Annotated in this window: 15 protein-coding genes; 11 read left to right on the top strand and 4 right to left on the bottom strand. The window is 68.7% G+C overall.

All coding sequences use genetic code 11. The features are described 5' to 3' along the window. Nucleotides 1-27 precede the first annotated feature (27 nt). A complete protein-coding gene (locus tag QFZ83_RS24055) occupies nucleotides 28-408 on the top strand; it encodes a cupin domain-containing protein (protein WP_307510664.1) in 381 nt (126 codons plus the stop codon). Here QFZ83_RS24055 and QFZ83_RS24060 read toward each other — a convergent pair whose 3' ends face one another. The 3 genes from QFZ83_RS24060 to QFZ83_RS24070 are packed head-to-tail and all read right to left on the bottom strand — an operon-like array spanning nucleotide 409 to nucleotide 3,646. Then, the gene (locus tag QFZ83_RS24060) at nucleotides 409-933 is read right to left on the bottom strand and encodes an ureidoglycolate lyase (protein ID WP_306880462.1); all 525 of its coding nucleotides are present in this window, start codon (nucleotides 931-933) and stop codon (nucleotides 409-411) included. Next, nucleotides 930-2,375: a UdgX family uracil-DNA binding protein gene (locus tag QFZ83_RS24065; protein ID WP_307510666.1), complete on the bottom strand. Its 1,446-nt coding sequence runs from the start codon at nucleotides 2,373-2,375 to the stop codon at nucleotides 930-932. The genes QFZ83_RS24060 and QFZ83_RS24065 overlap by 4 nt, the downstream gene beginning before the upstream one ends. 11 nt (nucleotides 2,376-2,386) lie before the next feature. Beyond that, nucleotides 2,387-3,646, bottom strand: coding sequence for a putative DNA modification/repair radical SAM protein (locus QFZ83_RS24070; protein WP_307510669.1), 1,260 nt, complete (start codon nucleotides 3,644-3,646; stop codon nucleotides 2,387-2,389). A 121-nt stretch (nucleotides 3,647-3,767) separates the two neighbouring features. On the opposite strand from QFZ83_RS24070, the gene QFZ83_RS24075 reads away from it, so the two are divergent. Genes QFZ83_RS24075 through QFZ83_RS24085 form a run of 3 tightly spaced genes read left to right on the top strand, consistent with a single transcriptional unit; the run spans nucleotide 3,768 to nucleotide 4,991 of the window. Further along, entirely contained in the window at nucleotides 3,768-4,118 is a 351-nt protein-coding gene (locus QFZ83_RS24075; RefSeq protein ID WP_307510671.1) for a Rieske (2Fe-2S) protein, read from the top strand. 26 nt (nucleotides 4,119-4,144) lie between these two features. Further along, nucleotides 4,145-4,699, top strand: coding sequence for a YbhB/YbcL family Raf kinase inhibitor-like protein (locus tag QFZ83_RS24080; protein ID WP_307510672.1), 555 nt, complete (start codon nucleotides 4,145-4,147; stop codon nucleotides 4,697-4,699). A gap of 52 nt (nucleotides 4,700-4,751) precedes the next feature. Further along, complete coding sequence (locus QFZ83_RS24085; RefSeq protein ID WP_013539345.1) at nucleotides 4,752-4,991, top strand: hypothetical protein; 240 nt, start codon at nucleotides 4,752-4,754, stop codon at nucleotides 4,989-4,991. Here QFZ83_RS24085 and QFZ83_RS24090 read toward each other — a convergent pair. After that, nucleotides 4,976-5,896 carry a LysR family transcriptional regulator gene (locus tag QFZ83_RS24090; RefSeq protein ID WP_013539344.1) on the bottom strand — a complete coding sequence of 307 codons (921 nt, stop codon included), beginning with the start codon at nucleotides 5,894-5,896 and terminating at the stop codon, nucleotides 4,976-4,978. The genes QFZ83_RS24085 and QFZ83_RS24090 overlap by 16 nt on opposite strands. 157 nt (nucleotides 5,897-6,053) lie before the next feature. Here QFZ83_RS24090 and QFZ83_RS24095 point away from each other — a divergent pair, with 157 nt between their 5' ends. Genes QFZ83_RS24095 through QFZ83_RS24125 form a run of 7 tightly spaced genes read left to right on the top strand, consistent with a single transcriptional unit; the run spans nucleotide 6,054 to nucleotide 14,931 of the window. Beyond that, on the top strand, nucleotides 6,054-8,189 hold the full coding sequence (locus QFZ83_RS24095) for a 3-hydroxyacyl-CoA dehydrogenase NAD-binding domain-containing protein (RefSeq protein ID WP_307510675.1): 2,136 nt from the start codon (nucleotides 6,054-6,056) through the stop codon (nucleotides 8,187-8,189). Nucleotides 8,190-8,220: 31 nt separating this feature from the next. Further along, on the top strand, nucleotides 8,221-9,411 hold the full coding sequence (locus tag QFZ83_RS24100; RefSeq protein ID WP_307510677.1) for an acetyl-CoA C-acyltransferase: 1,191 nt from the start codon (nucleotides 8,221-8,223) through the stop codon (nucleotides 9,409-9,411). Between the two features lie 10 nt (nucleotides 9,412-9,421). Next, on the top strand, nucleotides 9,422-10,639 hold the full coding sequence (locus tag QFZ83_RS24105) for an acyl-CoA dehydrogenase family protein (protein WP_307510679.1): 1,218 nt from the start codon (nucleotides 9,422-9,424) through the stop codon (nucleotides 10,637-10,639). Nucleotides 10,640-10,650: 11 nt separating this feature from the next. Further along, nucleotides 10,651-11,793: an acyl-CoA dehydrogenase family protein gene (locus QFZ83_RS24110; RefSeq protein ID WP_307510681.1), complete on the top strand. Its 1,143-nt coding sequence runs from the start codon at nucleotides 10,651-10,653 to the stop codon at nucleotides 11,791-11,793. Continuing rightward, nucleotides 11,790-12,605: an oxepin-CoA hydrolase, alternative type gene (locus QFZ83_RS24115; protein ID WP_307510683.1), complete on the top strand. Its 816-nt coding sequence runs from the start codon at nucleotides 11,790-11,792 to the stop codon at nucleotides 12,603-12,605. Before QFZ83_RS24110 ends, QFZ83_RS24115 begins: the two co-directional genes overlap by 4 nt. A gap of 55 nt (nucleotides 12,606-12,660) precedes the next feature. After that, on the top strand, nucleotides 12,661-13,869 hold the full coding sequence (locus tag QFZ83_RS24120) for a CaiB/BaiF CoA-transferase family protein (RefSeq protein ID WP_307510685.1): 1,209 nt from the start codon (nucleotides 12,661-12,663) through the stop codon (nucleotides 13,867-13,869). 51 nt (nucleotides 13,870-13,920) lie between these two features. Continuing rightward, nucleotides 13,921-14,931, top strand: a complete 1,011-nt coding sequence (locus tag QFZ83_RS24125; RefSeq protein WP_307510687.1) for a tripartite tricarboxylate transporter substrate binding protein — start codon at nucleotides 13,921-13,923, stop codon at nucleotides 14,929-14,931. Nucleotides 14,932-14,956 lie beyond the last annotated feature (25 nt).

The raw sequence follows: 14,956 nt of genomic DNA on the forward strand, positions 1-14,956 counted from the left end.
CACTCCCACGTCCTGCACAGAAGCCTCATGTCGAACACCCACCAGGTCAGCACCCCCAAGGAAATCGCCGCCTCTCTCACCGAGTTCTGGTCGCCGCGCGTCGTCGCCGAAGTCGACGACGCCTACATCAAGGTCGCCAAGGTCCAGGGCTCGCTCGCCTGGCACAGCCATGACGACGAAGACGAGCTGTTCATGGTGCTCAAGGGCCGTTTGCGCATCGAGATGGAAGCCGGCCCCGTCGATCTCGGCGAGGGCGAGATGTTCGTCGTGCCCAAGGGCGTGCGGCACAACCCCGTCGCCGACGAGGAATGCCACCTGATGCTCATCGAGCGCAAGACCACGCTGCACACCGGCAGCACCGTCACCGAGAAGACGCGCTCGCTCGCGGACCAGCTGCGCCCTGTCTGATCAGCGCGACGCGGCAGCCACGATGCGCAGCGGCTCCTGCAGCCAGCAGACATCGCAGTCGACCGCAGCCGCCGCCCGCTCGATCACCACGAAGTCCCCCGCATCGACCGCGAGCAGTGCGTGGTGCCAGGTGCCGGGCGCGAGCACCACGCCTTGATGCCCGTCGGTGACGAAGGCCGCGAGATCGCTGTGCGACACCGGCGCATCGCCGGCCCGCGCCACCACGATCACGAAGCGCCGCTCGCCCAGCGGAACGAAGGTCTGGCTGCCGAGCGCATGCCGTTCCATCTCCGTGACCTCGTGCGGAAAGCTTCGCGCCTGCGCGCGGAACAGCGCGAGCATCGGCCGGCCGCCGTCGGCATCGAGTTGCAGATCGCCGAGCAGATCGAACCGCCGTGCGTTGCCGCCGTTGATGAAGCGGCCTTCGCCGGTCGGAGCCTCGATCACCGTGCCGAAGGGCGCAAAGGCCGTGGATGTGAGCGGTTGCGCAACGAGCGGCGCTGCAAGGGGCGATTCGGCATTCATGCCGCGATTGCAGCAGAAACCGTGCCGCGCGCGCGTTCAAGGTCGTCCAGCCAGCGGGCATAGGCCTCGGCGCGCTCGCCGTCCGCGAGCCGCAGCAGCGCGGAAGGATGCAGGGTCACGAACACCGGCCTGCCATCGCGGCGTTCGTGCAGCCACGCCCCGCGCTCGGCCTGCACTGCCACCGGCCGGCCCAGCAACGCGCGCGCCGCCGTGGCGCCGAGCGCCACCAGCCCTTCCGGCCTCACGAGCGATATCTCGCTGTCGAGCCAGTGCGCGCAGGCGTCGGCCTCGCGCTGCGCCGCGGTCTTGTGGATGCGGCGCTTGCCGCGCAGCTCGTACTTGAAATGCTTGACGGCGTTGGCGAGGTACACGCTGTCGCGCGCCCAGCCCAATTGCGCCATCGCGCGGTCGAGCAACTGGCCCGCCGGGCCGACGAAGGGGCGGCCGGCCAGGTCTTCCTGGTCGCCGGGCTGCTCGCCGACGAGCATGTGCCGCGGCGCGAGCGGGCCTTCGCCGCACACGGCCTGCGTGGCGAGCGCGCCGATGGGGCAGGCGCGGCAGGCGTGCGCGGCCGCGCGCAACTCGCCCAGGTCGGCGGGCGCCACGCCATCAGCGGGCCGCACATGCAACGCAATGGGCGCACGGATGCGCCGTGCCGCCGTGGGCGGCGCATCGATCATCGACTGGCTGCGCGCCTCGGCTGCGTCCGTGAGCGGCTGGATCAGCGCGGCCTCGGGCAGGTTGTGCCAGTAGCGGCGCGGCATCTCGCGCCGCATCATCGCGACCTTCAGGCGCGCGGGGTTGAAGATGTGCTCGTAGTAGGTGAGCCAGAGCTGTTCGCCCGCATCGGGCGGCGGCTTCTCGCGGCGGTCGGCGCCGTCGCGGAAGGCCAGCGTCTCGCCGTTCCATTCGACACAACGCTCGGGCGTAAGGATGGCCCAGCGCATCTGCGCGAAGCGGCGCGCGAAGAACGGTGCGTTGGCCTCGACGATGTGGTGGTCGGGCTCGAACCAGGCGACGTGGCGCTCGAGCCCGTCGTCGCCCATCACCCGGGTGAAGCGCACGAAGGCGCGCATCTTGTGGATGTCGCGGTGCACGGCCTTGGCCATCAGCTGCGCCTGCATCATGTCGGCGTCGAGCGGGTCGTGCCGCAGGGCGGGCTCGTGCGCGAGGCGCCACAGCAGGCGGTACATCAGGGCGAAGCGCTGCGGGTCGCGGTGCAGGATCACATCGCCGCACAGCGCGACGAAGGACGCGGGCACGGCGTGCGGCGCGCCGGCGATGAGCGGTGTTGGCGACACCTCGCTCGTCTCGTCGAAGAGGCCGGCAACCCGCTCCCCATTCCATTCGACCTGCTCCGGCGGCACGCCCCCGGCCAGCAGTTGCCGCGCGTGACGGCGGAAGGCGTCGAGATCGATCGGGTTGTCGAGCCGCACGTGCATCGGAGGCCCGCTCAGAACAATGCGGCTTGCGTCGGTTGCGCGGTGGGCGCCGGTACCGCCGCCGCCATCGCACCCACCGCGGGCCGGTGCCCATCCGCCACCACGAACGGCAGCACCTTGCGCGCCGGCACATGCAGCCGCCGCAGGTCGTCCGCCCGCACCCGGCGCACGCGCCGCGCCTGCAGCAGGCGCTCGACCGCCTTCACGCCCAGGCCGGGCACGCGCAGCAGCATCTCGCGCGGCGCGTGGTTCAGGTCGACCGGGAAACGCTCGGCATGCGCGAGCGCCCAGGCCATCTTGGGATCGACGTCGAGCCGCAGCAGGCCGTCGGGCGCGGCCACGATTTCCTGGTGCTCGAAGCCGTAGAAGCGCATGAGCCAGTCGGCCTGGTAGAGCCGGTGCTCGCGCATCAACGGCGGCGCGACCAGCGGCAACGCGCGCGCCGCATCGGGGATGGGGCTGAAGGCCGAGTAGTACACGCGCTTCAGCTTGTAGGCGCCGTAGAGCGTGGCGCTCGAGGCAAGGATGTGGCGGTCGTCGGTGGCGTCGGCGCCCACGATCATCTGCGTGCTCTGGCCCGCGGGCGCGAAGGGTGGCGGCTTGGCGGCTGTGGGCGCGGCGCCGGGCAGCGCGCGGATCGGCACCACCCGGCGCGCCTCCTCGCGCGTGTCGTCGATGCGCAGCCGCAACCGCGCCATGGAACGTCGGATCGCGCTCTCGTCCTTCTCGGGCGCGAGCGCCTGCAGGCCTTCGGTGGTGGGCATCTCGACATTGATGCTGAGCCGGTCGGCATAACGACCGGCGCGGGCGATGAGTTCGTCGCTGGCGTCGGGAATGGTCTTCAGGTGGATGTAGCCGCGAAAGTCGTGGTCTTCGCGCAGTTGGCGCGCCACCTCGACCACCTGCTCCATCGTGTGGTCGGGCGACTTGATGATCCCGCTGGAGAGAAACAGGCCCTCGATGCAGTTGCGGCGGTAGAAGTCGAGCGTGAGCTGCACCACCTCCTCGACGCGGAAACGCGCGCGCGGCACATTGCTCGAAGCACGGTTGACGCAGTAGAGGCAGTCGTACTGGCAGTGGTTGGTGAGCAGCACCTTCAGGAGCGAGATGCAGCGGCCGTCGGGCGCGTAGCTGTGGCAGATGCCGGCGCCCTCTGTCGAGCCGATGCCGCGGCCGCCGAGCGAGTCGCGCGGCTGCGAGCCGCTGGATGCGCACGAGGCGTCGTACTTGGCGGCGTCCGCAAGGATGGCGAGTTTGCGCTGGATATCCACGGTTTTGCTGGGCTGAAAATACTGTATGAATATACAGTTTTCGAGAACCCATGTCGGAAGAAGGCGCAAGCTGGCCACGTTGCATTGCCCGGCGCGAAGCCCTCGGCTACGCTCGGCGCCGATGACGCTTTCTCCCCCACGCGACGCCGCGGCCCCGCGCCTGATTTCCTCGAAGCTCGCCGACGGCGGCCTGGCTGCCACGTTCACTGCGCCCGACGGCACACCCGCCTTCGCGGTCCGGTGGCACGGCGGCGTGCACGGCTACCTCAACCAATGTCCGCACGCGGGCGGCCCGCTCGACTTCGAGGGCCAGGTCCTCGAAAGCTCGGGCCGCTTTTTGATGTGCGCGCGGCACGGCGCGATCTTCGAGCCGGACACCGGCAAGTGCGTCGGCGGCCCCTGCCGCGGCGCGCGGCTCACGCCCGTGGCGCTGCGCGAAGACGAAGAGGGCCACGTGTGGCTCACCGATTGATCGACAACAACCACCCTGGAAAACACATGCACACCCTCTCCATCTCGACCGTCGCCCTTGCGGCGCTTCTCTCGGGTTGCGGCGCCATGGCCCCCGCCACCGGCGGCAAGGCGCCCACCGGCATGAAAGTCACCTCCACCGCCTTCGCCGACAACGGCACCATTCCCGCCGAGCACGCCGGTGTCGGCGACTGCGGCGGCAAGAACGTCTCGATGCCCGTGGCCTGGACGCAGTTGCCCGCCAAGGCGAAGTCGGTCGCGGTGCTGCTGTCCGATCCGGACGGCGCGATGGGCCTGGGCGTCTCGCACTGGGTGGCCTACAACATCCCGGCCGAGCGCGGCCAGCTCAAGGCGAACGAGACGGGCGGCTTCACCGTGGGCACGAACGTGGCGGGCGCGACGGCCTACCGCGGCATGTGCCCGCCGGTCGGCGACCATCCGCACCACTACGTGCTGACCGTGGTCGCATCCGACCTCGCACCGGGCGCGCTGCCGGCCGGACTCACGCGCGATGCGCTGCTCGCGGCGCTCAAGGGGCACGCGCTGGGCGGGCAGAGCGTGGTGGGGCTCTACAGCCGCTAAAGTCGCGCACTTCTTTTCTTTCCACCACCGCGCGCAGCGATGCGCGTTCACGATGCGCCGCTTCACCGCCCTTTTTGCTCTCGTCGCCACCGCCCTGGCCGCAGGATGCGTGTCGCGTCCCGCGCCCCGCGTCACCTTTCTCAACGACGGCGTGCTCAAGTCGCCCAGCGCGCAGGACGCGGAAAACTACTGCCGCAATTTCGGTGCGCCGATGCGCTTCCTGAGCGCTGCAGGCTCGGAAATCCCGGCCGCGCAGGTCCCCGCCGGGGAAGTGATCTACCGCTGCGACTGATCGCCCGGCGGCGCACCGGCCGCCCGGGCCCGCTCCAGGATGAAGTCGATGAAAGTGCGGATCGCGCGCGTGTGCTGCCGGTTCGGCATGTAGAGCATGAACATCTGCGTGCCGAAGATACTGAGGCGCCAGTCGTCCAGCGTGGTCAGCACCTCGCCCTTGCGAACGTCTTCCTGCACCACGTAGTCGGGCACGAGGCCGATGCCCAGGCCCGCGAGGATCGCCTGGCGCAGGAACAGGAAATTCTCTGAGATCAGCGTCGGCTCCAGGATCACCTCGCGCCGCGTTTCCCCTTGGTAAGCCGACACGCGCAGTTGCCGGCCGATGACCGCGGCCGTGACCACCGGCGCGCCCTGCAGTTCGTCGAGCTGTACAGGCAGCGGATGTTTTTCCGCGTAGTCACGTGAGGCGCACGCCACGTAGCGCACCGGCCCCAAGTCGCGCGCCACCAGGTTCTGCGGCGGCTCGGGGATCACGCGCACCGCGATGTCGACCTCGTCGCGCAGCAAGTCCTCGATGCGGTTCTCGAACACCACGTCCAGCACGATGCCGGGGTACTGGCGCTTGAAGTCGATCAGCCAGTCGGCCATGACCAGTTGCCCATAGCCGCTGGGCACGCTCAGCCGCACGCGGCCCTGCAGGCCTTCACCCAGCGTGGTGACCGATTCGCGCGCGGCCAGCAGTTCGGTCTGGATCGCCACCCCGTGCTGGTAGAGCCTGAGGCCGATTTCGGTCGGCTCGGCGCGCCGCGTGGTGCGCCGCACGAGCTGCGCGCCGACCGAGCGCTCCAGCTGGTTCAGGTGGTAGCTGACGTTGGCGCGGCTCATCTTGAGCCGGCGCGCCGCGGCGCTCAGGTTGCCGGCGTCAAGGATTTCCACCAGCAGGGTGAGCGATTGAAGGTCCATCTAACGATTGTGTCAAAAATCCTTTGACAGTCTGTCAACCGTCTATGCAATTGTCAAAGCCGCAATGCGGGCCAAGAATGCGGGGTTCACCCCCAGAGCCTCGGGCCCCTCGCGAATGCATCCGCGTCGAGGGCCCGCCAACGCAAGAGACAAGCACATGGCCACCACCACTCCGAGCCCCTCCACGTCCTCCGGTCCCGTCACCTTCGAACGTCCTGGCGACGTGTTCGTGGTGACCATCGACAACCCGCCCGTCAACGCCCTGGGCGTGGATGTGCGCCGCGGCCTCGTGGCCGCCATCGCCGCAGCCGAGGCCGACAGCGCGGCCAAGGCGGTGCTGATCGTCGGCGCCGGCCGCAACTTCATCGCGGGCGCGGACATCCGCGAATTCGGCAAGCCGCCGCAGGCACCGTCGCTGCCCGAGGCGTGCCTTGCGATCGAGAACTGCACGAAGCCGGTCGTCGTCGCCATCCACGGCGCGGCGCTCGGCGGCGGTCTCGAAGTGGCGCTCTCGGCGCACTACCGCATCGCCTCGCCCACCGCCAAGCTGGGCCTGCCCGAAGTGGCGCTGGGCCTCCTGCCCGGCTCCGGCGGCACGCAGCGCGCGCCGCGCCTCATCGGCGTGAAGCCCGCGCTCGAGCTGATGCTCAGCGGTCGCCATGCGGGCGCGAAGGAAGCGCTGTCGCTCGGCCTCGTCGACCGCCTGGGCACCGAAGCCGACGCCCGCGCCGAAGGCCTCGCCTACGCAGAGGAACTCGTCGCCGCCAAGGCCCCGGTGCGCCGCACGCGCGAAGCCACCGGCCTTGCCGACAAGGACGCGAGCCGCGCCGCCCTCGAAGCCGCGCGCGCCGACACCGCCAAGAAGAGCCGCGGCCTCTTCTCGCCGATGAAGATCATCGAAGCCGTCGAAGGCGCGCTCACCCTGCCCTTCGACGAAGGCATGGCACTGGAACGCAAGCTCTTCATGCAGTGCATCGACAGCCCGCAGCGCGCCGGCCTGATCCACGCCTTCTTCGCCGAGCGCGAAGTGCTGAAGGCGCCGGAAACCAAGTCCGCCAGCCCGCGCAAGCTCGAATCGGCCGGCATCGTCGGCGGCGGCACCATGGGCGCGGGCATCGCGGTGGCGATGCTCGATGCGGGTCTGCCCGTGACCATGATCGAGCGCGACGAGCCCAGCCTCGCGCGCGGCCGCCAGCATGTCGAGAAGGTGTACGACGGCCTCATCGCCAAGGGCCGCATGACGCCCGAGGCCAAGGCTGCGGTGATGGCGCGCTTCAGCGGTTCCACGTCGTATGACGCGCTGGCCAATGTCGACATCGTGGTCGAAGCCGTGTTCGAAGAGATGGGCGTGAAGAAGGCCGTGTTCGCCGAGCTCGACCGCGTCTGCAAGCCCGGCGCGGTGCTCGCCACCAACACCTCGTACCTGGACATCGACGAGATCGCCGCGAGCATCAAGCGTCCGCAGGACGTGGTGGGCCTGCACTTCTTCTCGCCGGCCAACATCATGAAGCTGCTGGAGATCGTGGTGCCCGCGAAGGTCAGCGCCGACGTGGTCGCCACCGGTTTCGAGCTCGCGAAGAAATTGAAGAAGGTGCCAGTGCGTGCCGGCGTCTGCGATGGCTTCATCGGCAACCGCATCCTCGCGGTGTACCGCCAGGCGGCCGATCACATGATGGAAGACGGCGCCTCGCCCTACCAGATCGACGAGGCCGTGCGCGAGTTCGGCTATCCGATGGGCCCGTTCCAGGTGTCGGACCTGGCCGGCGGCGACATCGGCTGGGCCACGCGCAAGCGCAAGGCCGCCACGCGCGATCCGCAGGCGCGCTACGTGCAGATCGCCGACCGCATCTGCGAGCGCGGCTGGTTCGGCCAGAAGACGCAGCGCGGCTATTACCTCTACCCCGAAGGCGCGCGCACCGGCTCGCCCGACCCGGCGGTGCTCGCCATCATCGACGCCGAGCGCGAGCGCGCGGGCATCGTGCGGCGCAGCTTCACGAACGAGGAAATCATCCGCCGCTACATGGCAGCGATGGTCAACGAAGGCGCGAATGTCGTGCTCCAGCGCATCGCGCTGCGTCCGCTCGACGTGGACGTGACCTTCCTCTACGGCTACGGCTTTCCGCGCCACCGTGGCGGCCCGATGAAGTACGCCGACACCGTGGGCCTGCCCAAGGTGCTCGCCGACATCCGCGAGTTCGCCAAGGAAGACCCGATCTTCTGGAAGCCGTCGCCGCTGCTGGTCGAGCTGGTCGAACGCGGCGCCGACTTCTCGAGCCTCAATCAACCCGAATAACCAACAAGCCAACCGTCCAGGAGACATCCCCATGCGTGAAGCCGTCATCGTTTCCACCGCCCGCACCCCGCTCACCAAGGCGCACCGCGGCGAATTCAACATCACCCCCGGCGCCACGCTGGCGTCCTTCGCGGTGAAGGCCGCGGTCGAACGCTCGGGTCTGGACCCGGCACTCATCGAGGACGCGATCCTCGGCTGCGGCTACCCCGAGGGCACCACGGGCCGCAACATCGCGCGCCAATCGATCATCCGTTCGGGCCTGCCGATCAGCATCGCCGGCACCACGGTGAACCGCTTCTGCGCCTCGGGCCTGCAGGCCATCGCGATGGCCGCAGGCCGCATCGTGGTGGACGGCGCGCCGGCCATGATCGCGGGCGGCGTCGAAAGCATTTCGCAGATTCGCGGCCGCAGCCCCGGCGATGGCGGCGACCTCAGCCTGGACCCGTGGATCGTCGAGCACAAGCCCGAGCTCTACATGGCGATGATCGACACGGCCGACATCGTCGCCAAGCGCTACGGCATCAGCCGCGTGGCGCAGGACCGCTTCTCCGCCGAGAGCCAGCGCAAGACCGAAGAAGCGCAGCTCGCCGGCCGCTACAAGGACGAGATCGTCGCCTGCACCACCACGATGGCCGTGACCGACAAGGAGACCAAAGAGGTCACCTACCGCGAAGTCACCGCCACCGAAGACAACTGCAACCGCCGCGGCACCACCTACGAGGCGCTGGCCAAGCTCAAGCCCGTGATGGGCGAGGACAAGTTCATCACCGCGGGCAACGCCTCGCAGCTTTCCGACGGCGCCTCGGCCTGCGTGCTGATGGAAGCCAAGGACGCCGAGCGCGCCAACATCAAGCCGCTCGGCGCCTTCCGCGGCCTGGCGCTGGCCGGCTGCGAGCCCGACGAGATGGGCATCGGCCCGGTGTTCGCGGTGCCCAAGCTGCTTGCGCGCCACGGCCTCAAGGTCGAGGACATCGGCCTGTGGGAACTCAACGAAGCCTTCGCCTCGCAGTCGATCTACTGCCAGGACAAGCTGGGCATTCCGTCGGAACTGCTCAACGTGAACGGCGGCGCGATCTCCATCGGCCATCCGTTCGGCATGACCGGCGCGCGCCTCACCGGCCACGTGCTCATCGAAGGCAAGCGCCGCGGCGCGAAGTACGCGGTGGTCACGATGTGCATCGCCGGCGGCATGGGCGCGGCGGGCCTGTTCGAAATCTATTGAGGAGCCAGCGATGGACCTGAACTTCACCTCCGAAGAAGAAGCCTTCCGCGCGGAAGTGCGCGCCTTCCTCGCCGACAAGCTGCCCGCGCGCCTCTCGGCGAAGGTCAGCGGCGGACAGATTCTCAGCAAGGCCGACATGCAGGAGTGGCACGCCATCCTCAACGCGCGCGGCTGGCTCGCCAACCACTGGCCCGAGCAGTACGGCGGCCCGGGCTGGACGGCGGTGGAGAAGTTCATCTTCGAACACGAATGCGCGCTGGCCTTCGCGCCACGCATCGTGCCCTTCGGCGTGAACATGCTGGGGCCGGTGCTCATCAAGTACGGCAACGAGGCGCAGAAGCAGCGCTGGCTGCCGCGCATCCTCGATGGCTCGGACTGGTGGTGCCAGGGCTATTCGGAACCCGGCGCGGGCTCCGACCTCGCGGCGGTGAAGACCTCGGCCGTGCGCGGCATCGATGCACAGGGCGACCACTACATCGTGAACGGCCAGAAGACCTGGACCACGCTGGGCCAGCACGCCAACATGATCTTCTGCCTGGTGCGCACGAACCGCGAGGCGAAGAAGCAGGAAGGCATCAGCTTCCTCTTGATCGACATGACCTCGCCCGGCGTGGAAGTGCGCCCGATCATCACGCTCGACGGTGAGCATGAAGTGAACGAGGTGTTCTTCTCCGACGTGCGCGTGCCGGCCGAGAACCTCGTGGGCGAAGAGAACAAGGGCTGGACCTGCGCCAAGTACCTGCTGACCTACGAGCGCACCAACATCGCGGGCGTGGGCTTCTCTGTGGCCGCGCTCGAACAGCTCAAGGGCATTGCCGCCAAGCAGGTGAAGAACGGCAAGCCGCTTGCCGAAGACCCGTCGTTCGCCGCACGCATGGCGCGTGTCGAGATCGACCTGGAGAACATGAAGACGACGAACCTGCGCGTGATCGCTGCCGTGGCCGGCGGCGGCGTGCCGGGTGCGGAGAGCTCGATGCTGAAGATTCGCGGCACGGAAATCCGCCAGGAGATTTCGTCGCTCGCCCGCCGCGCGATGGGCGTCTACGGCCGCCCCTTCGTCGAGGAAGCCCTGCACGACGGCTACACCGAGAAGGGGGGCGAGACCTTCGGACCGGCCTACGCGAAGGCGGCCGCCGCACGGTACTTCAACAACCGCAAGCTGTCGATCTTCGGCGGCTCGAATGAAATCCAGAAGAACATCATCAGCAAGATGATCCTGGGCCTGTAAGGAGACATGCAATGAACTTCGAACACACCGAAGACCGGCGCATGCTCGCCGATAGCCTGAACCGCTTCATCGCGGAGCAGTACGCCTTCGATGCGCGCGACCGCATCGCGAAGTCGGCGCACGGTTTCAGCAAGGAAATCTTCCAGCAGTTCGCCGAACTGGGCGTGATCGGCGCACTGTTCAGCGAAGCCGACGGCGGCTTCGGCGGCGGCGGCTTCGACATCGCCGTGGTCTTCGAAGCACTGGGCCGTGGTCTCGTGGTCGAGCCGCTGCTGGGCGCCGTCATGGTCGGCGAAGCGCTCAGCGCCGCCGGCAGCGATGCGCAGAAGGAAAAGCTCGGCGACATCATCAACGGCGTGACCGTCGCGGCCTTCGCGCACGACGAAGCCGACACGCACTACGAACGCACGCGCGTTTCGACCCGCGCCGAACGCAGCGGCGATGGCTGGGTGCTGAACGGTGCCAAGGCCGTCGTGCCGCAGGGCGAGCAGGCCGACCTGTTCCTGGTCTCCGCCCGCACCTCGGGCAACGTGGACGACGAAGCCGGCATCTCGCTGTTCCTCGTGCCCGCGAAGACCGCGGGCCTCACGGTGCGCGGCTGCCCCGCCATCGACGGCGGCCGCGTCGCCGAACTGACGTTCGACGGCGTGAAGCTCGGCGCCGACGCATTGCTCGGCGCCGAAGGCCAAGGCGCCGCAACGCTGGAACGCGCCATCGGCCGCGGCGTGCTCGCGCTGTGCGCCGAAGCCGTCGGCGCGATGGAAGCCGCCAAGACCGCGACGCTGGAGTACCTGCGCACGCGCAAGCAGTTCGGCATCCTGATCGGCAGCTTCCAGGCGCTGCAACACCGCATGGCCGACCTGCTGCTCGAGATCGAACAGGCCCGCTCGGCCGTGATCAACGCGGCAGCCGCCATCGACGGCACCGACCGCGTGGCGCGAGAGCGCGCGCTGTCGGCCGCCAAGTTCAGCATCGGCCGCATCGGCGCGCTGGTGGCGGAAGAAAGCATCCAGATGCACGGCGGCATCGGCATGACGTGGGAGCTGCCGCTGCCGCACTACGCCAAGCGGCTCGTGATGATCGACCACCAGCTCGGCGACGAAGACCATCACTTGCAGCGCTACATCGCGCTCGGTAAGGGGCTGGCGGCATGAGCGACACGAAGACAGTCCTGATCTCGCAGCAGGGCGCGGTCCGCATCCTGACGAACAGCAACCCTGGCTCGCGCAACGCGATCACACCGACGCTGTATGCCGAACTCTCGGCCGCCCTCACCGATGCACAGAACGACTCCGAAGTGGGCGCCATCGTCTTCACCGGCGCGGGCGATTTCTTCTGCTCCGGCGGCGACCTCAACCTGCTGGCCAAGCGCCGCGAGTTGCCCGCCTCGGAACGCCGCGAAAAACTCGAGGGCCTGCATGACCTGATCCGCGCGATCCGCGATTGCGGCAAGCCGGTGATCGCGGCCGTCGAAGGCGGCGCGGCCGGCGCGGGCCTGTCGATGGCGCTGGCCTGCGACATGCTGGTGTCGGCGCGCGATGCGTTCTACACGGTGGCTTACGTCAAGGTCGGCCTCACGCCGGACGGCGGCGCGACCGCCTTCCTCGCGGAATTCGTCTCGCGCCAGGTGCTCACCGAGATGTGCCTCACCGGCGACCGCATGCCGGCCGAGCGCCTGCATGCGCTGGGCGCGGTCAATCGCCTCACCGATAAAGGCGCGGCGCTGGCCGAAGCCATCGCGCTCGCGGCGAAGGTGGCCGAAGGCCCGCAGCGCGCGAGCGCACGCATCAAGACGCTGTGCCGTCAGGCGCACCGCGCGACGCTCGAAGAACAACTCGACGCCGAGGCCATGTACATGGTCGAGTCGCAGGCGGATGCCGAAGCGGCCGAAGGCATCGGTGCCTTCCTCGGCAAGCGCAAGGCGGACTTCGCCGCGCTGCGCCACAAGAAGCAGGACGCGTCCTGATATCTCCTGCCCCGCACCCGGTGCGGGGCTTTCTCGTTTCCAGGGAGCTGCCCTCATGCCACTGCTGAATTCCTCGCTGCCGCTCGCCGGCGTGCGCGTCCTCGATCTGTCCCGCATCCTCGCGGGCCCCTGGTGCGGCATGGTGCTGGCCGACATGGGCGCCGAGGTGATCAAGGTCGAGCACCCGGGCCGCGGCGACGACACGCGCGATTGGGGCCTGCGCGTGGGCAAGACCGAGACCGCCTACTTCAACAGCGTGAACCGCAACAAGCGCTCGGTCACGCTCGACCTGCAGACGCCCGAGGGCCAGCAGATCGCGCGCGATCTTGCGAAGCAATGCGACGTGGTGATCCAGAACTTCAAGTTCGGCGGCATCGACAAGCTGGGCCTGGGCTACGAGCAGCTGAGCAAGGAGCAACCGGGCCTCATCTACTGCTCGATCTCGGGCTACGACCGCACCGGCCCCGAAGCCGCGCGGCCCGGCTACGACCTCGTGGTGCAGGGCGAGGCGGGCCTCATGGCGCTCAACGGCGAAGCGAACCATCCGCCGCTGAAGTTCGGCGTTGCCGCCGTGGACCTCTTCACCGGCATGTACTCGGCGCAGGCCATCCTCGCCGCGCTCTACCAGCGCGAGAAGACCGGCAAGGGCCGGCATGTGGAGATGGCGCTCTTCGACTGCGGCCTGATGATCACCGCCTACTACGGCCTCGAAGCGCTGCTGATGGGCGAAGACCCGCCGCGCTACGGCAACTCGCATCCGTCGATCGTGCCTTATGGCGTGTTCGATGCGGCCGACGGTCCACTGGTCATCACCGTGGGCAACAACGCGCAGTTCGCGCGCTTCTGCACGGACGTGATCGACCGCCCCGACCTCGCGGCCGACGAGCGCTTCAAGACCAACATCCTGCGGTCGGCGAACCGCGCGGTGCTGCTGCCCGAGCTGCACGCCGAGCTGGCCAAGCGCCAGCGCGTCGACCTGCTCGCCAAGCTCACCGCCTCGGGCATTCCGTGCGGCGAGGTGCTGGGCTTGCTCGAAGCGCTGCAGTCGAAGCGCGCGACCGATGCGGGCCTCGTGACCACGCAGCCGCATCCGGTGGCCGGCACGGTCAACGTGCTCGCGCCGCCCTACCGTTTCGATGGCGAGCGCCTGCCGGTGCGCAGCGCGCCGCCCACCTTGGGCGAAGGCACGCACGACGTGCTCCAGTCCCTGCTCGGCCTGTCGGACGACAAGCTGGCCGCGCTGAAAACCAGTGGCGTCGTCTGAAGAAGACGCGCCTGCATTCCTGATCCCCTGAAGAAGTAGCAACTGAAGTCCATGGCCTCCCCTGTTTCCCGTTCCGCTTTCCGCTCCCTCCGCAATCCCGTTCGCCGTGCACTCGTCGCCCTGGCCCTTCCGCTCATCGCCGGCAGCGCCTTCGCGCAAGCCTGGCCCGCCAAGCCGATCACGCTGATCGTGCCGTTCCCGCCCGGTGGCCCGACCGATGTGGCTTCGCGCATCGTGGCGCAGAAGATGTCGGTCGCGCTCAAGCAGAACATCGTCATCGACAACCGCAGCGGCGCCTCGGGCACCGTGGGCGCAGCCGCCGCGGCACGCGCGCCGTCGGATGGCTACACCTTCGTGATGCTCGCCACGCCCACGCTGCTGGCCTCGCACCTCTACGGCCCGACCGGCTACGACATCTTCAAGAACTTCACGCCCGTGGGCTCGGTGTACGACCTGCCGATCGTGCTGGTGGTGAACCCGAAATCGCTGCCCGACGTGACCACCCTGCAGGGCCTGATCGCCAAGGCCAAGGCCGAGGGCGGCAAGCTCAACTACACGACGGCCGGCGCCGGCAGCTTCGGCCACCTGACGACCGAGCAGCTGAAAACCATCGGCAAGTTCGACATGCAGCACGTGTCCTACCGCGGCAGCGCGCCGGCCGTGACCGACCTCATCGGCGGCCAGGTGCCCGCGATGTTCTCGGACCTCGTGGGCGTGCTGCCGCACATCCGCGCGGAAAAGCTGCGCGCCATCGCCGTGGGCTCGGGCCAGCGCGTGAGCCTGCTGCCCGATGTGAAGACGGTGGCCGAGCAAGGATTCCCCGGTTTCGACGCGACCTCGTGGGGCGGCCTGCTGGCGCCGGCCGGCACGCCGAAGAACGTGATCGACCGCATGAGCGCCGAACTCAAGACCGCGCTGGCCGACAAGCAGGTGCAGGAAAAGCTCGAGAGCGTCGGCTCCTTCGCGGCCTACCGCACGCCCGAGCAGACCGGCACACGCATGCGCCAGGACTTCGAACGCTGGGGCAAGGTCATTCGCGACAACAAGATCACGAACCAGTAAAACAGGGCGCTTCGCGCGCGGCCCG

Source organism: Variovorax sp. W1I1 (assembly GCF_030815625.1).
GTDB classification, from domain to species: Bacteria; Pseudomonadota; Gammaproteobacteria; order Burkholderiales; family Burkholderiaceae_C; genus Variovorax; species Variovorax paradoxus_C.